Source organism: Rhodanobacter caeni, assembly GCF_039523575.1.
Taxonomy (GTDB): Bacteria; Pseudomonadota; Gammaproteobacteria; order Xanthomonadales; family Rhodanobacteraceae; genus Rhodanobacter; species Rhodanobacter caeni.
In genome coordinates this window covers 537,801-555,245 of record NZ_BAAAFO010000002.1, presented here as the reverse complement: position 1 = coordinate 555,245, position 17,445 = coordinate 537,801, and the positions used below count along the sequence as shown (strand labels likewise).

Here is a 17,445-nt window from a genome sequence, read left to right as displayed (position 1 = left end):
CCCGGTCGACGCAACCGGGTCAACCGGCGCGCCTGCGCTCGAAAGATGCCTCGATGCCCGCCAGCACGCGGGCCAGCGGCGTGCGCAGCAACAGCAGCGCGAGCACGATGCCGACAACATCCGCCAGCACGTCCCAGCCGCTGGCATCGCGCGGCGGGTCCAGCGATTGCGCGAATTCGATGAACACGCCGAAGACGAGGCAGCCCAGCACAATCCAGCCGCGGGCGCGGCGGCTGCGATAGACATTGCCCCACCAGCCCGCCAGCCCGCAAAAGGTGCTGGCGTGCAGCAGCTTGTCGCCATAGGTGAACGACAAGGTGATGCCCGGGTCCGGCATCAGCGCCATCCACAGCACGAACGCCATGATCGCCCAACCCAGCGCCACCCAGGCCCCGTGCCAGCGCAGCCGTCTGGACGTCTGGACGTCCATCGCCTCGTTCAAAGCCGGCCACCCTGGTCGGCGGCCATCAGCTCGGCGGGCAGCGCCAGCACGTCGAGGCCGCGTGCCAGCAGCATCGCCTGGAAACGCTCGCCCATCTGGTCGGGCAGCATCAAGGTCTTCACCTGCTGCGACAGGCGGTAGCGCGCGTGCTCGTCGGGCGCCCGGGCCTGCTCACGCGCGAAGATTTCCTGCAGCCCGGCGCCGATCAGGAACTGTGCCTGCGGCAGGTAGGCGGCCACGGCGAAGCCGGCGCTGTTGCCGGCTTCGGCCAGCGCGGTGAAATCGACCGACGCGGTGAGGTCGTTCAGGCCCGGCAGGTACAGCGGATCGTTGTGCGCGTGGTGGCGGTAGTGCGCCATCAGCGTGCCGTCGTCACGCTGCGGCAGGTAGAACTCGCGGCGCACGTAGCCGTAGTCGATGAACAGCATCAGCCCCGCCACCAGCGAGCCGGCCACGGCCTGAACCCAGTACGGCAGCTGCGGCAGGATCTCCGAGCGGTAGCCATCGGTGAACGCGCTGCCGACATCGCGCTCGACGTGGCGCACGGCGCCGCTCACCAGCGCATCGGCGGGCCGGTCGACGCGCATCAGGCGGCCCTCGCCATCCAGCGCCACGTATTCCTCGTAGACCTCGCCATCGCGCAGCGTGAAACGCGTGGCCGGCAGCGCGTCGATCACCTCGTTGGCGAACAGCACGCCGCGCCAGTCCTGCTCGGGCGGACGATCCAGCCAGCGCACGCGGGCGTTGAGCTCGGCCGGCAGGCTGGCGGCCAGGCGTTCGCGCTGGCGCTCGCGCAGGTCGGCGCTGGGCTCCAGGATCAGGTACTGCCGCGGCAGCGTGCCGCTGTCGGCAAAGGCCAGCAGCGCCGCCTCCGCAAACGCGCCGCTGCCGCCGCCCAGCTCGAGGAAATCCGCCTCCTCGCCCAACGCCACCAGCGTGGGTTGCAGCGCGTGCACCACGCAGCGCGCGAACAGCGGCCCCAGCTCCGGCGCGGTGACGAAGTCGCCGGCGGCACCGAACTTGGTGCGGCCGGCGCTGTAATAGCCCAGCCCCGGCGCGTACAGGCAACGCTCCATGTATTGCGAGAACGGCAGCGGGCCGTGCGAGGCGATCATCCCGCGCAGCAGCTGCAACAGGTCGTCGGAATGCGCGCGCTCGTCGGCGCCGGGTTCGGGGAGTCGGGAAGGCATCAGCGTTGGCGGGTGGTGGCAAGCACGTCAAGCATAGTGGATGGCGCGTACCGCTCCTGCCATTCCCGATTCCCCATTTGCGTCCGCGTCAGAAATCCTTCTGCACGCTGAGGTAGACGCCACGGCGCGGGCCGAACTGCGGCGCACCCACGCCGATGCCGCTGCCGTCGCGCAGCGCGTAGCTGCGGTCGAGCACGTTGAGCACGGCCAGTTGCGTGTGCAGGTTGCCGCCGTCGCCGAACATGAAATCGTGCGAGAGGTTCAGGTTCAGCTGGAAATACGCCGGCAGCGAGTCGCCGTTGGGCACGTTGCCGTCCTTGCGCAGGCCGCTGCCGAACAGGTAGTCGGCGCCGACCTTGGTGCGGTCGTTCAACGCGTAATTGATGCCGCCGGACGAGGTCAGTTTCTGGTCGTGGTCCAGCAGGATCCAGTGGTTGTCGATGTAGGCCAGGTCGGCCGGATCGAAGTTGTACTGGCTGGTGATGATGCGCTTGCCGATGGCCTTGCCCAGCGAGGCGTTGAAGTACGCCGACAGCGGCCCCCGCGCGTAGTTGGCGGTGAACTCCACGCCCTTCACCCGGCCGGCGGCCAGGTTGAAGGTGGAGTAGACCAGGGCCGAGCCGAATTGCCCTTCGTCCTGCAGGCGCTGCACCTTGCGGTAGTACGCGTCGACGCCGAGGGTCCAGGCCGGGCCGATGCTCTGCTGGATGCCGGCGTCGAAGTAATCCGAGCGCTCGGCCAGCGGGATGTTGTTGCCGGTGTCGGCCACCGCGTTGGTGGTGCCGTCGAATTTGGCGATGTTGCTGCTGGCGATCATCTCGGTGGCCGGCGGCGTGAAATAGCGCGAATAGCCGGCATGCACCACGGTGCTGTCGCTGGCCTGCCACACCACGCCCAGGCGCGGGCTCAGCTGGCTCTCGGTGCGGGCCAGCTGGTACTGGTCGCCGCGCAGGCCGTAGTTCAGCGTCCAGTCTTCGCCGAGGCTCCACTCGTCCTGCACGTAGGCCGACCAGGTTCGGGCGATGAGGCGGCTGTCGTCGAGGATGTTGAGCGGCGTGGTGCTGACCTGGTTGCCATCGGCATCGGCGGGAAACACCCACGCGTCGTTGCCGCTGGCGGCGCGCTCGAAGCTGCCGTAGAGGCCGTAGCGCAAGGTGTGGCTGCCGCCCATCGGCATGGCGAAATCCGCCTGCAGCGTGCTGGCGCGGTTGCTGCGGCTGACGTCGGAGGCGACGCCGTTGAACATCAGCTCGCCGATCCGGTCCGGGCTGTAGGCCACGTCGGTGTAGCGCTGGCCCAAGGACACCTGATAGCTGGTCGCGCCCAGCGTGCCCTGCAGGGCCAGCACGCCGAAACGGGTGTTTTCGCGCTGACGCTCGTTCAAGTCCGCCGAATTGAAATCCGCCGTGTCGAGATAGCCGAACTCGGGTTGCTGGCCCGGATTGTTGGGGATCTCGAAGCGGTTGTTGCTGACGCCGAACAGGAAGCTGAGGCGCGTGCTGTCGTTGATCAGATAGCTGATGTCGCCAAAGCCACGCGCCTGGTTGGTGTGGTCGTGGATGGGCTTGCGGCTGGCGGTGGGGTTTTCGATGCCGGCGTCGTTTTCCATGTAGTTGCCGGTGAAAAACCAGCTCCAGCGATCGGCGTTGCCCCAGATCGAGGTGTTCGGATTGAGCGTGCCGAACGAGCCGCCGGTGATGCCCACGCTGCCGCCGTTGCCCAGCTCGTGGCCGCTGCGGGTGGTGATGTCGACCACCGCCGCCGTGCGCAGCCCGTACTGCGCCGGCAGTGCGCCGTCGAGCAGCTTCACGGTCTGGATGGTGCGCGTGTCCAGGGTCTGGCCGAAGCCGGAGATCGACTCGGGAATGATCACGCCGTTGATGCGGTACTGCAGGTTGGCGTGATCGCCGCGCACGTGCAGGCCGCCGTAGGAATCCTGCACCACGCCGGGCGCCTGCAGCAGCACCTGGTTCATCGGCGTGGACGCACCCAGCGGCAACTGCGCGATCGCCTTGTGGTCGATCACGTACTGGCTGCTGCCGGTGTCCGGCGACAGCGCGTTGCGCGCCTGGTCCAGCGCGGCCGACACGTCGATGACGCTGAGATTCTGCGCATCGCTCACCTGGGGCGGGGCGGCAGCCGCCGGCGTATCGGACGCAAGAACGCGGGTGGACGGCATGGCCAGCGCAAGGGCCAGGCTCATGGCGAGCACGGATCGTTTCATCGGTGATTCCAACAGGTGGGGAAGATGTTTTATTTTGTTATGTTATAACATAACTTACCGGACGCAAGCGCTCCCTGCCGCAAGTCATGTGCACCTGGAAACCCCGCTTTTTTTTGTAGGAGCGACTTCAGTCGCGATGCCTTTCGCCTGTGGAACCAAGAGCACCGCGATTGAAGTCGCTCCGGCAAGTCGCCCCACCCGCGCTTCACGCCGCATGCCTACACTGGCCAAGCGAGCGCGCCCCTCGGCGTCGCCCTGGAGTCCGCATGACGAAGCGCAGCGAAAACGTTCCCGCCACCCCCATGCCCGTCGACCACGGCCGCATCGCGCAGGCCGTGCTCGATTTCGTCAGCCAGGTGCCGGCGAGCCGGATCGGCCAAAGCACCGACCCGGAGGGCGAGGCGCGCAAGCTGGCCACCCGCGCGGCGCAGCGTGCGGCGCTGGCGGCCGGTTCATTGGCGCTGCCGCCCGGGCCGCTGGGCTGGCTGACCCTGCTGCCGGAACTGGTGGCGATCTGGAAAATCCAGGGCCAGATGGTCAGCGACATTGCCGCCGCCTACGGCCGGCTCGCCACGCTGGGGCGCGAGCAGATGCTGTGGTGTCTGTTCCGCCACACCGCCGCGCAGGCGTTCCGCGACCTGGTGGTGCGCATGGGCGACCGGCTGGTGTTCCGCCGCATGTCGCACGGGGTGGCGCAGCGGGTGGCGAGCCAGGTGGGGGTCAAACTCACCCAGCGCACCTTGAACAAGGGCTTCTCGCGCTGGTTGCCGGTGATCGGTGCGCTGGGCGTGGGTGCGTACGCGTATTACGACACCGGGCAGGTGGCGCAGACTGCGATCGAGATGTTCGAGAGCGAGATCGCCATGGAAGACGATGCCGATGGCGTCACGCCTGCCACGAAAAAGGCCAAACCGAAAGCGCGCAACAGCGGGGAAAAGAGCGTGTCCGGGGCCGCCCGCAAGGTGGCGGGCACCGCGCGCAAGGCCGCCACGACGGCGCGCAAGGTGGTGAGCCGCGCAAGCGCGGCGCGCAAGGCGGCCACCCGGAAACCGCCCGCACCCGAGCCCGAATGAGCCCGGGGCGGTGACGCCCGGGCGGGCTTTGCGGCAAGCTGGGGGTCGAATGACTGCGGGACCGAGGCATGAAGTCACACCCTGACCGTCGCGTCGCCCTGATCACCGGCGCCGGTCGCCGCGTGGGTGCGGTGATCGCGCGCACGCTGCATGCGGCCGGCTACGACGTGGCGCTGCACTATCGCCATTCCGCCGGCGAGGCCGCCGCGCTGGCCGAGACGCTGGAACGGCAACGAACCGGCAGCACCTTGTTGCTGCAGGGCGAGCTTGCCGATACCGCAGCGCTGCCCGCGCTGGTCGCATCGCTGCTGGCGCACTACGGCCGGCTGGACGCGCTGGTCAACAACGCCTCGGCGTTCTATCCCACCCCGGTCGGCGAGGCCACGCCGGCGCAATGGAACGAGTTGTTCGCCTCCAATGCGCAGGCGCCGTTCTTCTTGAGCCAGGCGGCCGTGCCCGCGCTGCGCCAGACGCAGGGCAGCATCGTGAACCTGCTGGACATCTATGCCGAGCGGCCGCTGGCGAACCATCCGTTGTATTGCATGGCCAAGGCCGCACTGGCGGCCATGACGCGGTCGCTGGCGCTGGATCTGGCGCCGCAGGTACGCGTCAACGGCGTGGCGCCCGGCGCCGTGCTGTGGCCAAGCGACGGCAAGGCATACGACGACCAGCAGGCCCTGCTGGCGCGCACGCCGATGCAGCGCGCCGGCACGCCCGAGGACGTGGCCGGCGCGGTGCTGTGGCTGTTGCGAGACGCGCCGTTCGTGACCGGGCAGGTGCTGCGCGTGGATGGCGGGCGCACGCTGTCGGTGTAGCAGCTGCGACTGCGGGAATAACTGCAGGAACGACCGTAGGAGCGACTTCAGTCGCGACGCTCCCGGCCGGGTTTGATGAAAAGCGTCGCGACTGAAGTCGCTCCTACAGTGAAGTGGCGCGGGTGTCAGCGCGCCTTGAGCAGCTTGCCCAGCGTGTCCGGCTTGCTCTCGTCGCGCACCAGGTGCGGGTACTTCAGGCCGTCGTGGTAGTCGATGCGCACGGTCTTGTACTCGTCGAAGTTCTTCACCAGCAATTCCACCGGCTGGTTCTTGTCCTTCGCCGCGGCGGTGATCGCGTCCTTCAGCGCGTCGGCATCGTACTCGTGGTTGTTCACCGCCACCACGGTCATGCCGGGGGAAATGCCCGCCTTGAACGCGGGGCTGTCCCACAGCACGTCGCCGATGGCGCCGCTCTTGCCGATCGACAGGCCGATCGAATAGGTGAGGTCGGCGGAATGCCGGCGCGCCTCGATGGCCTTGACCGTGGCGGACGGCTTGTCGGTGTAGACCAGCTTCCAGCCATGCCCCTCGATGCCGCCGATCCACGGGCCATGGCCGTCCAGCCGCGTGCGCAGGTAGCTGGCCCAGTCGTACGGCTGAATGCCGTTGAGGGTCTTGACCACGTCCTCGAACACGTAGGTGTTGACGCCCCAGTCGCCGTCGTTCATGCCGAAGAAGGCCTTGGCGAAATCGTCGATGGAGTGCTTGCCGCGGCTGAGGTCGCGCAGCTTGGCGTCCACGTCCAGCCAGATCAGCTGGCCACCGGAGTAGTAATCCTCGCTGGCCTGGTAGTTGCGGTACGGCAGCGGCGCGCGCTGGGCGATGATCGGGTCGTTGGTGGTGTCCTGCAGGTTGCGCCAGCTGGCCAGGCCCGGCCGGCCGCGGTCATAGCGGGCAGCCACGGCGGCCAGCGCATCGCGGGTCTGCTCCTCGCTCCACAGGCCCGAGCGCGCCGCCATCACGAAGCCCCAGAACTGGGTCTGGCCCTCGTACACCCACAGCAGCGAGTCCTCCATCGGCACGTTGAAGCTGGGCGTGGTGAGGTCGGCGCCGCGGCGGTACTTGCCGTTCCACGAATGGTTGAACTCGTGCGGCAGCAGGTCGCGATCCAGCACGTTCTTGTCCCAGTCGGTGAAGTAGCCCGTGCCCACGCCGTTCTCGCTGGAGCGGTGATGCTCCAGGCCGTTGCCGCTCATCTTGTCGCTCAGCGAGAACAGGAAATCGTAGTGGTCGTAATGGCGCGCGCCGTACAGCTTGTACATCTGCTGCACCAGGTTGCGATGGACTTTCAGCTGCTCCGGCGTGATCTCCAGATATTTCGGCGCATCGGCCACGATGTTCAGATGCACCGGCACCTTGGCGCCCGGATCCAGATCCACGCGCTTGAAATACTTGCCGGCGTAGATCGGCGAATCGACCAGGTTGTCGTAGCTGATCGGCTTGAAGTGGACGGTGTCGCCGTCGCGCGACGCCACCTCCAGCGCGCTGCCGAACTGCCAGCCGGCGGGGAACTTCACGCTGGTTTGCGCGGTGATCCCCTTGGTGGCGTAGCCGGCCGGGTACAGCGAACTCGCGTTCCACTGCAGGTTCAGCATTTCCGGCGTCATCACCACGCGGCCCTGGTCGCGCGCCTGCGGGGACAGGAACTCGAACGCCACGTCCACGCTGCTGGCACCGGCGGGCACGTCGACGTGGAAGGCGTAGACATTCACCGTGTCGCGCTTCCACGGCAGCGTCTTGCCGTTGGCCTTCACCACCAGGCCGGCCAGCTTGTCGATCGGCCCGGTCGGCGAATGGTTGCCCGGCAGCCACTGCGGGTACAGCAGGGTCAGCGGGCCGGGCTGGGCTGGGATGACCTCGTGCACGCGGAAAATGCGATGCGCCACGTCGGTGGCATCCACGTTGATCTGCACGGTGCCCTCGAACGGCACGTCGCGCGGCGGCGGTACATCGGCGAAAGCCGCGAAGGAACTGATGCCGAAGGCAGCGGCGGCGAAGGCTGAAGTGAGGCGAGTGAGTTTCAAGAGCTTCTCCGGGGAATGGATCGGTCAGGCGTCCGACGGACGGCGCCGCGCCGTGGTGCGGGCGACGCCGCGCCACGCAGGGAGCGCACAGGCAAACGCTGTCATGACAGAGATACGACCCACCGATCCTAGACCGCCGCCCCCGCGCTTAACCCATGCCGAAGGTCACGGCCCGGCCAATCGCCGGGCCACGCCTCAGGGCTCGCGTTCCAGTCGGCTGTGCCGGATGCCGAAGCCGAAATAGATGATCAGGCCCAGCGCCATCCACAGGATGAAGCGCTCGATGGTGATCCACGGCAAGCCACCCAGCAGCTGGAAGCGGCCATCGCTGTACCACGGCCAGCCGATGATCAGGAACAGCGAGAACAGCATGCCCGCCGGCGCCACCAGCCACAGCGCCGGGGTGCGGAAACCGCGCGGAATATCCGGTTTGCGCACGCGCAGCAGCAAGACCGAACCACAGATGATGATGAACGCGGCCAGCGTGCCGATGTTCACCAGCTCGGCCACCTCGCCGATCGGCAGCGAACCGGCCACCAGCGCGGTGAACACGCCCAGGATGATCGTCGGCCGTGCCGGCGTGCCGTATTTCGGATGCACCCTGGCGAACCACTTCGGCAGCAGGCCATCGCGCGCCAGCGCAAACCAGATGCGCGCCGCGCCCAGCATGAAGGCGAACATCACGCTGGTGATGCCGGCCACCGCCGCCACCGAGATGATGCCGCGCACCCAATGCAGCCCCAGTGCCTTGAACGCCGCGTCCACCGGTGCCGGGCCGGCCAGTTGCTGGTACGGCACCATGCCGGTCAGCACCAGCGAGACCATCACGTACAGCGCCATCGACACCGCCAGCGACAGCAGCACCGCGCGCGGCAGGTCGCGTTGCGGGTGGGTCGATTCCTCCGCCGCCGTGGTCAGCGTGTCGTAGCCGAACACCGCGAAGAACACGATGCTGGACGCCGCCAGCACGCCGCCCCAGCCGTACTGGGTCAACCCCTCGCTGGTGATCGCCGCGGGAATGAACGGGTGCCAGTTGGCGGTGTTCACGTAGAACGCGCCCACGCCGATCACCAGCGCCACGCCGATCACCTTGATCGCCACGATCGCCGTGTTCGCGCGCGCGCCCCATTCGGTCTTCACCGTCAGCATCCAGGCGATCAGCAGGGTGACCGCCGCGGCAATCACGTTGAACACCTTGCCGCTGTCCGGGTTCTGCGGGTCGTAGGCACCCTGCGCCCACACCGGCAAATGCACGCCGAACAGCTGCTCGATCAGCGCCTGCACGTAGCCGGACCAGCCGATCGCCACCACGCCCACGATCAGCGCGTACTCGATCAGCAGATCCCAGCCGATGATCCAGGCAAACAGCTCGCCCAGCACCGCGTAGCTGTAGGTATAGGCGCTGCCGGTGACCGGAATCAGGCCGGAAAACTCGGCATAGGCCAGCGCGGCGCAGGCACTGCCCAGGCCGGCGATGAGAAAACTCAGGACGACGGCGGGGCCGGCATTGGCGGCTGCCTGCTGGCCCGCGAGAACGAAAATGCCCACGCCGACGATGGCGCCCACGCCGATCGCGGTGAGCTGCCACAGCCCCAGCACGCGACGGAAATCGCCGCGCTGCCCGGCCTCGGCCTGCAGGTGTTCGATGGATTTGTGACGGATCAGTTTGGCAATAAAACCCATTCAGCTTTTCCCCTTGTGACAATGGGGCAGCATAACAAAGGCTTTTTTGCGGCATTTAACACATGCGGATGGCGCCGATGGAGGGGGCGGGACAGCGGTCGCGCGGCCCGGACGTCACCGGACCATGGCAGGCGCGACCTGCTGCAACCAGGCCTGTCGCGTGGGTCGGTCCACCGGCACGCCATCGGCGTTGCAGCTGCCCAGCCGGCACAGTTCGGCGCGGATCCGCGGCGTGTGCTGCACGATGACGTGGAAGATCGTGTTCTCTTCCAGCTCGCCATGGAACGCCGCCGCGCCGGGGCCGCTGGCGAAGATCGCCACGTCCTCGCCGCCGTGCGTTTCGCCGCCCAGCGGCACGGTCGCCTCCTGCATGTAATCCGGATCGGTGGTGTCGACGTCGGTGAGGTCGGGCCGTCCCTTGCTGATCGCCGTGTAGTGTTTCGGCTGGTGCGGGAAGTGCTTGGGCCCCTCGGGCTGCTCGTCGCTGGCGCCGGTGTAGCCCGGGCCGTTGGCGAAGCCCAGTGTGGTGTACGGCAGACCGGTCGTGTCGTGGGCCAGCGCGGCGGTGCTTTCCTCGTCGTAGCTGTCGGTGGCGCCGCGCACCTTGCCCAGGATCGGATTGCCGCGGCGCGGGTAGCCGGCGAAGCTCAGCGTGTGGCTGTGGTCGGCCGTCACCACGATCAGCGTGTGGGCCGGATCGGTGGCGTCGAGCGCGGCCTGCACCGCATCGGCCAGGCTGATCGTTTCATCCAGCGCGCGATACGCGTTGCCGGCATGCAGGGCATGGTCGATGCGACCGCCCTCGACCATCAGGAAGAAACCGTTCGGATTCTGCTTGAGCACCTCGATCGCGCTGCGCGTCATCTGCGCCAGGCTGGGCTCGCCGCCGGCGTCTTTTGGCCGGTCGTGTTCGTAGCGCATGTGCGACGGCTCGAACAGGCCGAGCAGTCGCGGCGTGTGCGCCAGGTCCAGCGCATCGAGCTGGACGGCGTTCCACACATACTTCCCATCTGGATGTCTGGACGTCCACTCATCGACCAGGTTTCGGCCATCGAGGCGCGCACCCGACTTCTTCGGATATTCCGGATCGGCCACGCCGGCGGGCAGGAAGTTCCGCCGCCCGCCACCCAACGCCACGGTGAGCCCGTTGGCGACGGGAAAGTCGATCAGCTGCGCCGCGAAATCCTTGCAGCCTTCGGCACGCACCGCCGCCGGCATCGCCGCGTCCACTTCCCAGTTGCGCTCGGGCAGGTGGCCATATGTGGCCGCGGGCGTGGCGTGCGTGATCCGCGCCGTGCTGACCGCGCCGGTGCTCATGCCGGCGGCGGCCGCCAGTTCCAGCGTGGTCACCAGCTCCTGCCCGCGGCTGGCGGCGCAGTCCTGCCGCTTGGGCACCTGCGATACGCCGATGAAGCCGGCGCGCGTCTTCACCCCGCTCATGATCGCGGTCATGGTGCCGGCCGAGTCGGGCGTCTGCTGGTCGGTTTCGTAGGTACGCGAGAGCGCGCTGAACGGCATCCGCTCGAAGCTGAGGCGATAGCTTTCGCCGTCCACGCCCTTGCGCTGGCCGGCCAGGACATGGGCCGCCGTGATCGTGGGAATGCTCATGCCGTCGCCCAGGAACACGATGACGTTCTTCGCCCGCTGCCCTTCGGCATGCGCCTGGGCGGAGGCCTGCGCGGCCTGCGCCGCACCGCTGCGGAACCACCATTGCGGCGTCTCGCCCTGCGGCCGCCGGATCGCCGGCACGTCGATCGCAGCATGTGCGGACGTCGCCGATGGCGCGCTGGCGCAAGCGCCCAGCAGCGAGAACGTGATGCCGAGGGCGAAATGGCCGGCGATGGTGGAACGACGAAACATGGCGATACCCGGTGAGCGCGAAGGACCGCGCGGGAGCGCGGCATGATAGTCGTTGAACATGACAGATCGCGTGATCGGCACCGACCGTGACTGACAGCATTGGCGCGCGTGCCCCCGCCTGCCTATCCTGCCGCTTTGCGCCGGCACGGCGCACGGAATCCTCCATGTCGAACCGCGCGCTGCTCCCGCTTGTCTTCGCCACCGCACTGCTGGCCGCATGCGCCAGCCAGCCATCGCGCCCGGTGCCGGCACCCGAGGGCGCGCGCGCCAGCGTGGCAATCCTGGAGACCACCGACGTCCACGCCAACGTGCTCAGCTACGACTATTACCAGCTGAAGCCGGACGACTCGCTGGGCTACGAGCGCACCGCCACGCTGATCCGCCGCGCCCGCGACGAATTCCCCAACACCTTCCTGTTCGACAGCGGCGACACCATCCAGGGCACCGTGCTGGCCGATTATCAGGCGCTGGTGAAACCGGTGGGTTGCGGCCAGGAGCTGGCGATCTACCGCGCGATGGACGCGGTCGGCTACGACGGCGGCACCGCCGGCAACCACGAGTTCAACTACGGGTTGGGTTTCCTGTCGCAGGTCACCGGCACGCCGATGCATGTCGATGGCGGCCACAGCGACCGCTGCGCGGGCCCGCACTTTCCGCTGGTGCTGGCCAACGTGTACAGCGCGCGCGATGGCGCGCCGATCTTCCAGCCGTGGGCGGTGGTGACCCGGACCATCGAGGCGTATACCGCCGACGGCAGCAAGCTGAAGGTGCCGCTGAAGGTGGGCATCATCGGCTTCACGCCGCCACCGATCATGGACTGGGACAAGCGCAACCTGGCCGGCAAGGTCACCGTCAGCGGCGTGGTCGAGGCGGCGCAGAAATACCTGCCGCAACTGCAGGCGCAGCATCCGGACCTGATCGTGGCGATCCTGCACGGCGGCCTCGACACCGCACCGTACACGCCGCAGATGGAAAACGCCGGCTGGTACCTGGCGGGCGTGCCCGGCATCGACGCGCTGCTGCTGGGCCATTCGCACACCGAGTTCCCCGGCCCGCGCTACGCCGGCATGAAGGACGTCGATGCAAAACATGGACTCGTCCGCGGCGTGCCCGCGGTAATGGGCGGCTTCTTCGGCAAGGATCTGGGCGTGATCCAGCTGGTGCTGGAACGCAAGGGCGGCCGCTGGCTGGTCAATCGCGACGAAAGCCACAGCGAGGTGCGGCCGATCTGCAAGGCGAAAAGCGACTGCGTGCCCGCCGACCCCGCCATCGCGCCGCTGGTACGGCAGGCGCACGAGGCCGCCATCGCCTACATCGACACCCCGATCGGCAAAAGCACGCTGCGCATGAGCAGCTATTTCGCCGACGAGGGCAACATGACCGCGCTGGCGCCGGTCAATGCGGCGCAGGCCGATTACGTGCGCACCCGGCTGCCGCGTCTGCATCCCGAGCTGGCGAACGTGCCCGTGCTCTCCGCCGCGGCCGCCTTCCGTACCGGCTTCGGCGGCGTCGACGACTACACTGACGTGCCCGCCGGGCCGCTGACCCTGCGCAGCGCCGCCAACCTGTACTTCTATCCCAACACGCTGGCCGCGGTGAAAACCGACGGCGCCGGGGTCAAGGCGTGGCTGGAGAAATCCGCCCGGCGCTTCAACCGGATCGACCCGGCCAAAACCGGCGAGCAGTCGCTGATCAACTCCCGCTTCACCGGCTACAACTTCGACCAGATCCAGGGCGGCATCCATTACACGATCGACGTGTCGAAGCCGGCGGGCCAGCGCATCGTTTCGCTGAGCTTCGACGGCAAGGCGGTAAGCCCGACCCAGCCGTTCATCGTGGTCACCAACAATTACCGTGCGAACGGCGGCGGGCATTTTCCCGGCCTCGATGGCAACAGCATCGTGCTCAGCGTGGCGGACGGCAATCGCGAGATCCTGGCCGCTTGGCTGAAGCAGCGCGGCACCATCGACGCCACCACGCTGGAGCCGACGTCCTGGCGGTTCGCGCCGCTCAGGACGCGCGGCCCGGTGGTGTTCACCGCGCCCAGCGGCAAACTGCCGGTGGCGCGTGAAGCGGGGCTGACGAACATCCGCCTGCTGCGCGACCACGGCGACGGCACCGCAACCTACGCCATCGACCTGGCGCACTGAACGGCGTCCGCCGACGCGTTCATTGCGGCGCCGCAATCGGCCCATGCGGCGGCTGCACCGCGCCCGCAAGCGTCGCCGCACGCGGGCCATACAGTTTCAAATGAATCTGTTGACTGCAGTGCAGCAACGCCTTTATGGTCGTGGGCATGTCGCCGTCATCCACGCCAGCACACCTACATTCCACGCCGCCCGGTCGCGGCTCCGTGCCGCCGTGCGACGCCATGATCATCACCGCCACGATTACCCCGATTACCATTACTGGCTTCGGGTGGGTATCCGTGCGCGCATAAAGTTACAGACGCAAACGGCCCCGCCCTCGATGATGCGGGCCGGCACACACCGATCACCGCCAGCGAGCACGGGCCTCTTCCGGAGAGGCAATCGTGAACACCTGCGCACCACCACTCGTCGATCAACTGCAGCCCGTGCCGCTGACCGCGACCACGCCCGGCTCGACGGCGCGCCGTCGCGTACTGGCTGTCGGGCTGATCGGCCCCGGCCGGGTCGGCAGTGCCTTGCTGGCGCAGTTACGCGCCGCCCAACCGCGGCTTGCCCGCGACGCCGGGCTTGATCTGCGACTGTGCGGCGTCGCCGCCAGCAAACGCATGTGGCTCGATTGCGACGACCCGGAATTGCGCGTCGGTCTCGGCAGCGGCGCCGAGCGCGCCCAGATCTGGCGACCCGGCAACCTCGACGAGTTCGCCGCCCACGTCACCGGCGACGATGGCCGCCACGCGCTGCTGATCGACTGCAGCGCCAACGACGCGGTGGCCGAGCGCTACGCCGACTGGCTGGCGGCCGGCATCCACGTCGTCACTCCCAACAAGCTCGCCGGCAGTGGCCCGCTGGCGCGCTGGCAGGCGATCCGCACCGCCTGCGCCCACGGCGGCGCGCGTTTCCGCTACGAAGCCACCGTCTGCGCCGGCCTGCCGATCGTGCAGACCCTGCGCGACCTGCTCGATACCGGCGACGAACTGCTGGCCATCGACGGCATGTTCTCCGGCACGCTGGCCTGGTTGTGCAACCGCCACGACGGCAACCACCCGTTTTCCAGCCTGGTCCGCGAAGCCCACGCGCTGGGCTATACCGAGCCGGACCCGCGCAACGATCTGTCCGGCATGGACGTGGCCCGCAAGCTGGTGATCCTTGCCCGCGAGGCGGGCTGGCCGCTGTCGCTGGAAGAGGTCGACGTACAGAGCCTGGTGCCGGCCGAGCTGGCGGCGCTGTCGCCCGAGGCGTTCATGCAGCGCCTGCCCGAGCTCGATGCGCCGATGGCCAGCCAGCTGGCCGCCGCGCGCGCCGACGGCGGCGTGCTGCGCCACGTCGCCAGCCTCGACCGCCACGGCCACGCCAGCGTGAAACTGGTCGTCCTGCCGGCCGATCACACCTTCGCCCACACCCGCCTGACCGACAACATCGTGCAGTTCACCACCGGCCGCTACTGCGACAACCCGCTGGTGGTGCAGGGGCCGGGGGCCGGGCCGGAGGTCACCGCCGCGGGCGTGTTCACCGACCTGCTGCGGATCGCCGAATCGCTGGGGGTACGCGCATGAACGCGTCCGTCCTCGCACCGGCGCACCGCGAAACCGGAAACGACGTCGCCTTCGCCGTGGCCTACGCCAGCGTCGGCAACGTGGCGGTAGGCTTCGACATCCTGGGCCACAGCCTCGCCGGCCCCGGCGATCGCGCCGAAGTACGGCGCATCGATTTGCCCGAAATACGCATCGCCGCGATCCACGGCTGCGTCACCGCCCTGCCCACCGACCCGCAGAAGAACACCGCCGGCGTGGCACTGCAGGCGTTCCACAAGGCGCTGGGCCTGGAGCATGGCCTGGAACTGACCCTGCACAAGGGCATCGCGCTGGGCTCGGGCATGGGCGGCTCGGCCGCCTCCTGCGTGGCCGCGCTGGTGGCCGCCAATGCCCTGCTGCCGCAACCGCTTTCGCACGAGGCGCTGTACCCGTTCGCGTTGCAGGGCGAGGCGCTGGCCAGCGGCAGCCAGCACGGCGACAACCTGGGCCCGATGCTGCTGGGCGGCCTGGTGCTGGCCACCAGGAGCCGGCTGCTGCGCGTGCCGGTGCCGGCGGCGTGGCATTGCGCATTGGTGCATCCGCACTACGTGCTGGAGACGCGCAAGGCGCGCGCCGCGCTGGCGGGCAACTACACGCTGGGCGAGTTCGTGTCGCAAAACACGAACCTGGCCCTGCTGCTGGCCGGCTGCTACCGCGGCGAGGCCGCGCTGGTGCGCGAAGGCCTGAAGGACGTGCTGGTCGAACCGCGCCGCGCCGCGCTGGTGCCCAATTTCGCCAGGGTGAAGCAGGCCGCGCTCGACCACCATGCGCTGGGCGCAAGCATTTCCGGCGGCGGACCCAGCGTGTTCGGCTGGTACGAATCGCGCGCCGAAGCCGAGAGCGCGGCCGCTGCGATGCACGCCGCCTTCGCCGAGGCCGGGCTGGACAGCGACGCCCTGGTGTCGCCCGTGAACGGCCCTGCTGCCGCCGTCATTTCCGCCATCGAGAACAACCCATGAGCCGCACCGAACCCTTGTTCTACGCCAGCACCCGCGCGCGCAGCCCCGCGGTGGAGATCAGCCAGGCGATCGCCGCCGGGCTGGCACCCGATGGTGGCCTGTACGTACCGGAGGTATTGCCCCGGATCGACCCGGCCGCGTTCGACCCGCAAGGCAGCATCGCCGCCACCGCCACCACCTTGCTGGCGCCGTTCTTTGCCGGCGATCCGCTGGCCGACGAGCTGGCCGCCATCTGCGCGGAGGCGTTTGTGTTCGACGCGCCGCTGCGCCCGCTGCCGCAACATCCGAACAGCCTGATGCTGGAGCTGTTCCACGGCCCCACCTCGGCGTTCAAGGATTTCGGCGCCCGCTTCCTGGCCGCCTGCCTGCAACGGCTGCCGCGGGCGGACAACCGGCCGTTGACGATCCTGGTGGCCACCTCGGGCGACACCGGCGCGGCGGTGGGCGCGGCATTCCATCGGCGGCCCGGCGTGCGGGTGGTGATCCTCTATCCCGACGGCAAGGTCTCGCCACGCCAGGCGCACCAGCTGGGCAGCTTCGGCGACAACGTCACCGCGTTGCGGGTCGACGGTCGTTTCGACGATTGCCAGCGGATGGTCAAGGCGGCCTTGAACGACGCCGCGCTGCAGGCGCAGGTGCCGATGTCGTCGGCCAACAGCATCAGCCTGGGCCGGCTGCTGCCGCAGATGAGCTATTACGCGCACAACGCGCTGCGCTGGTGGCGCGCGCACGGCGAACCGCTGAACTTCATCGTGCCCACCGGCAACCTGGGCAACGCGCTGGCCTGTCTGTGGGTGCGCGAGATGGGCCTGCCCGTGGGGGAAGTGCGGCTGGCATGCAATGCCAACGCCACCCTGGCCGATTACTTCGGCGGCGCCGAATACACCCCGCGCGACGCGGTGGCGACGCTGGCCAATGCCATGGATGTGGGTGCACCCAGCAACTTCGAGCGGCTGCGCTGGACCTTCCCCAACCCTTCGGCACTGCGCCAGCTGCTGCACGCCGAGTGCGTGGACGACGCCACCATCCGCCAAACCATTGCCACGCATGCGCGCCAGCACGGCGAGGTGTTCTGTCCGCACACCGCCACGGCGATGCACCTGCTGGACCAGCTGCGCGCCGCCGGCGACGCCGCGAGCTGGGCGGTGGTGGCCACGGCCCACGCCGCCAAGTTCGAAAGCGTGGTCGAGCCCCTGCTCGGCCATCCGCTGGACGTGCCGCCGGCGCTGGCAACGATGCTCCAGCGCCCGGCCACCGCCCTGCCGCTGGCAGCCACCGACGCGGCCCTGCACGACTGGCTGCTGGCGCGCGGCGCCTGAGCCGACCGTACGTCGACGGATGGTTGACTTGCCGTGAGCGCCGGCCAGGCAGGCATCCTGCCGATGGACGTCCGGACTTCTGGACGTCCATACGCGACCGTTCGTTTGCCGCCTCACTCAATTACAAACGTAAGT

General features: G+C 68.5%; 13 protein-coding genes. 6 read left to right on the top strand and 7 right to left on the bottom strand.

Annotated features, from left to right (window positions below):
• Positions 1-19: 19 nt before the first annotated feature.
• From ABD017_RS06925 to ABD017_RS06915, 3 genes are all read right to left on the bottom strand, one after another.
• Positions 20-430, bottom strand: coding sequence for a VanZ family protein (locus ABD017_RS06925; protein ID WP_343881517.1), 411 nt, complete (start codon positions 428-430; stop codon positions 20-22).
• Between the two features lie 8 nt (positions 431-438).
• Positions 439-1,632 carry a class I SAM-dependent methyltransferase gene (locus tag ABD017_RS06920; protein WP_343881515.1) on the bottom strand — a complete coding sequence of 398 codons (1,194 nt, stop codon included), beginning with the start codon at positions 1,630-1,632 and terminating at the stop codon, positions 439-441.
• 88 nt (positions 1,633-1,720) lie between these two features.
• Complete coding sequence (locus tag ABD017_RS06915; RefSeq protein WP_343881513.1) at positions 1,721-3,856, bottom strand: TonB-dependent receptor; 2,136 nt, start codon at positions 3,854-3,856, stop codon at positions 1,721-1,723.
• A gap of 266 nt (positions 3,857-4,122) precedes the next feature.
• On the opposite strand from ABD017_RS06915, the gene ABD017_RS06910 reads away from it, so the two are divergent.
• Positions 4,123-4,929: a hypothetical protein gene (locus ABD017_RS06910; RefSeq protein ID WP_343881511.1), complete on the top strand. Its 807-nt coding sequence runs from the start codon at positions 4,123-4,125 to the stop codon at positions 4,927-4,929.
• A gap of 68 nt (positions 4,930-4,997) precedes the next feature.
• Positions 4,998-5,744: a pteridine reductase gene (locus ABD017_RS06905; RefSeq protein WP_343881509.1), complete on the top strand. Its 747-nt coding sequence runs from the start codon at positions 4,998-5,000 to the stop codon at positions 5,742-5,744.
• Positions 5,745-5,869: 125 nt separating this feature from the next.
• Here the strand turns inward: ABD017_RS06905 and ABD017_RS06900 are convergent, their stop codons facing one another.
• The 3 genes from ABD017_RS06900 to ABD017_RS06890 all read right to left on the bottom strand — a co-directional run bounded on the left by ABD017_RS06900 (position 5,870) and on the right by ABD017_RS06890 (position 11,311).
• Positions 5,870-7,768: a M61 family metallopeptidase gene (locus tag ABD017_RS06900; protein WP_343881507.1), complete on the bottom strand. Its 1,899-nt coding sequence runs from the start codon at positions 7,766-7,768 to the stop codon at positions 5,870-5,872.
• Positions 7,769-7,963: 195 nt separating this feature from the next.
• On the bottom strand, positions 7,964-9,451 hold the full coding sequence (locus ABD017_RS06895) for an amino acid permease (protein WP_343881505.1): 1,488 nt from the start codon (positions 9,449-9,451) through the stop codon (positions 7,964-7,966).
• Between the two features lie 114 nt (positions 9,452-9,565).
• The gene (locus ABD017_RS06890) at positions 9,566-11,311 is read right to left on the bottom strand and encodes an alkaline phosphatase family protein (RefSeq protein ID WP_343881503.1); all 1,746 of its coding nucleotides are present in this window, start codon (positions 11,309-11,311) and stop codon (positions 9,566-9,568) included.
• A 164-nt stretch (positions 11,312-11,475) separates the two neighbouring features.
• Between ABD017_RS06890 and ABD017_RS06885 the strand changes: the two genes are divergently transcribed.
• Positions 11,476-13,461: a bifunctional 2',3'-cyclic-nucleotide 2'-phosphodiesterase/3'-nucleotidase gene (locus tag ABD017_RS06885; RefSeq protein ID WP_343881501.1), complete on the top strand. Its 1,986-nt coding sequence runs from the start codon at positions 11,476-11,478 to the stop codon at positions 13,459-13,461.
• A gap of 19 nt (positions 13,462-13,480) precedes the next feature.
• Here ABD017_RS06885 and ABD017_RS06880 read toward each other — a convergent pair whose 3' ends face one another.
• A complete protein-coding gene (locus ABD017_RS06880) occupies positions 13,481-13,699 on the bottom strand; it encodes a hypothetical protein (protein ID WP_343881499.1) in 219 nt (72 codons plus the stop codon).
• A 145-nt stretch (positions 13,700-13,844) separates the two neighbouring features.
• Between ABD017_RS06880 and ABD017_RS06875 the strand changes: the two genes are divergently transcribed.
• Genes ABD017_RS06875 through thrC form a run of 3 tightly spaced genes read left to right on the top strand, consistent with a single transcriptional unit; the run spans position 13,845 to position 17,310 of the window.
• On the top strand, positions 13,845-15,014 hold the full coding sequence (locus tag ABD017_RS06875) for a homoserine dehydrogenase family protein (RefSeq protein ID WP_343881497.1): 1,170 nt from the start codon (positions 13,845-13,847) through the stop codon (positions 15,012-15,014).
• Positions 15,011-15,991 carry a homoserine kinase gene (locus ABD017_RS06870; protein WP_343881495.1) on the top strand — a complete coding sequence of 327 codons (981 nt, stop codon included), beginning with the start codon at positions 15,011-15,013 and terminating at the stop codon, positions 15,989-15,991. Before ABD017_RS06875 ends, ABD017_RS06870 begins: the two co-directional genes overlap by 4 nt.
• Positions 15,988-17,310 carry a threonine synthase gene (thrC, locus tag ABD017_RS06865; protein ID WP_343881493.1) on the top strand — a complete coding sequence of 441 codons (1,323 nt, stop codon included), beginning with the start codon at positions 15,988-15,990 and terminating at the stop codon, positions 17,308-17,310. The genes ABD017_RS06870 and thrC overlap by 4 nt, the downstream gene beginning before the upstream one ends.
• The last annotated feature ends 135 nt before the right edge of the window (positions 17,311-17,445 follow it).

Bases quoted from the DNA above. Each gene is read 5' to 3' on its own strand.
- ABD017_RS06925 (WP_343881517.1), bottom strand. From the start codon at position 430: ATGGACGTCCAGACGTCCAGACGGCTGCGCTGGCACGGGGCCTGGGTG.
- ABD017_RS06920 (WP_343881515.1), bottom strand. From the start codon at position 1,632: ATGCCTTCCCGACTCCCCGAACCCGGCGCCGACGAGCGCGCGCATTCC.
- ABD017_RS06915 (WP_343881513.1), bottom strand. From the start codon at position 3,856: ATGAAACGATCCGTGCTCGCCATGAGCCTGGCCCTTGCGCTGGCCATG.
- ABD017_RS06910 (WP_343881511.1), top strand. From the start codon at position 4,123: ATGACGAAGCGCAGCGAAAACGTTCCCGCCACCCCCATGCCCGTCGAC.
- ABD017_RS06905 (WP_343881509.1), top strand. From the start codon at position 4,998: ATGAAGTCACACCCTGACCGTCGCGTCGCCCTGATCACCGGCGCCGGT.
- ABD017_RS06895 (WP_343881505.1), bottom strand. From the start codon at position 9,451: ATGGGTTTTATTGCCAAACTGATCCGTCACAAATCCATCGAACACCTG.
- ABD017_RS06890 (WP_343881503.1), bottom strand. From the start codon at position 11,311: ATGTTTCGTCGTTCCACCATCGCCGGCCATTTCGCCCTCGGCATCACG.
- ABD017_RS06885 (WP_343881501.1), top strand. From the start codon at position 11,476: ATGTCGAACCGCGCGCTGCTCCCGCTTGTCTTCGCCACCGCACTGCTG.
- ABD017_RS06870 (WP_343881495.1), top strand. From the start codon at position 15,011: ATGAACGCGTCCGTCCTCGCACCGGCGCACCGCGAAACCGGAAACGAC.
- thrC (WP_343881493.1), top strand. From the start codon at position 15,988: ATGAGCCGCACCGAACCCTTGTTCTACGCCAGCACCCGCGCGCGCAGC.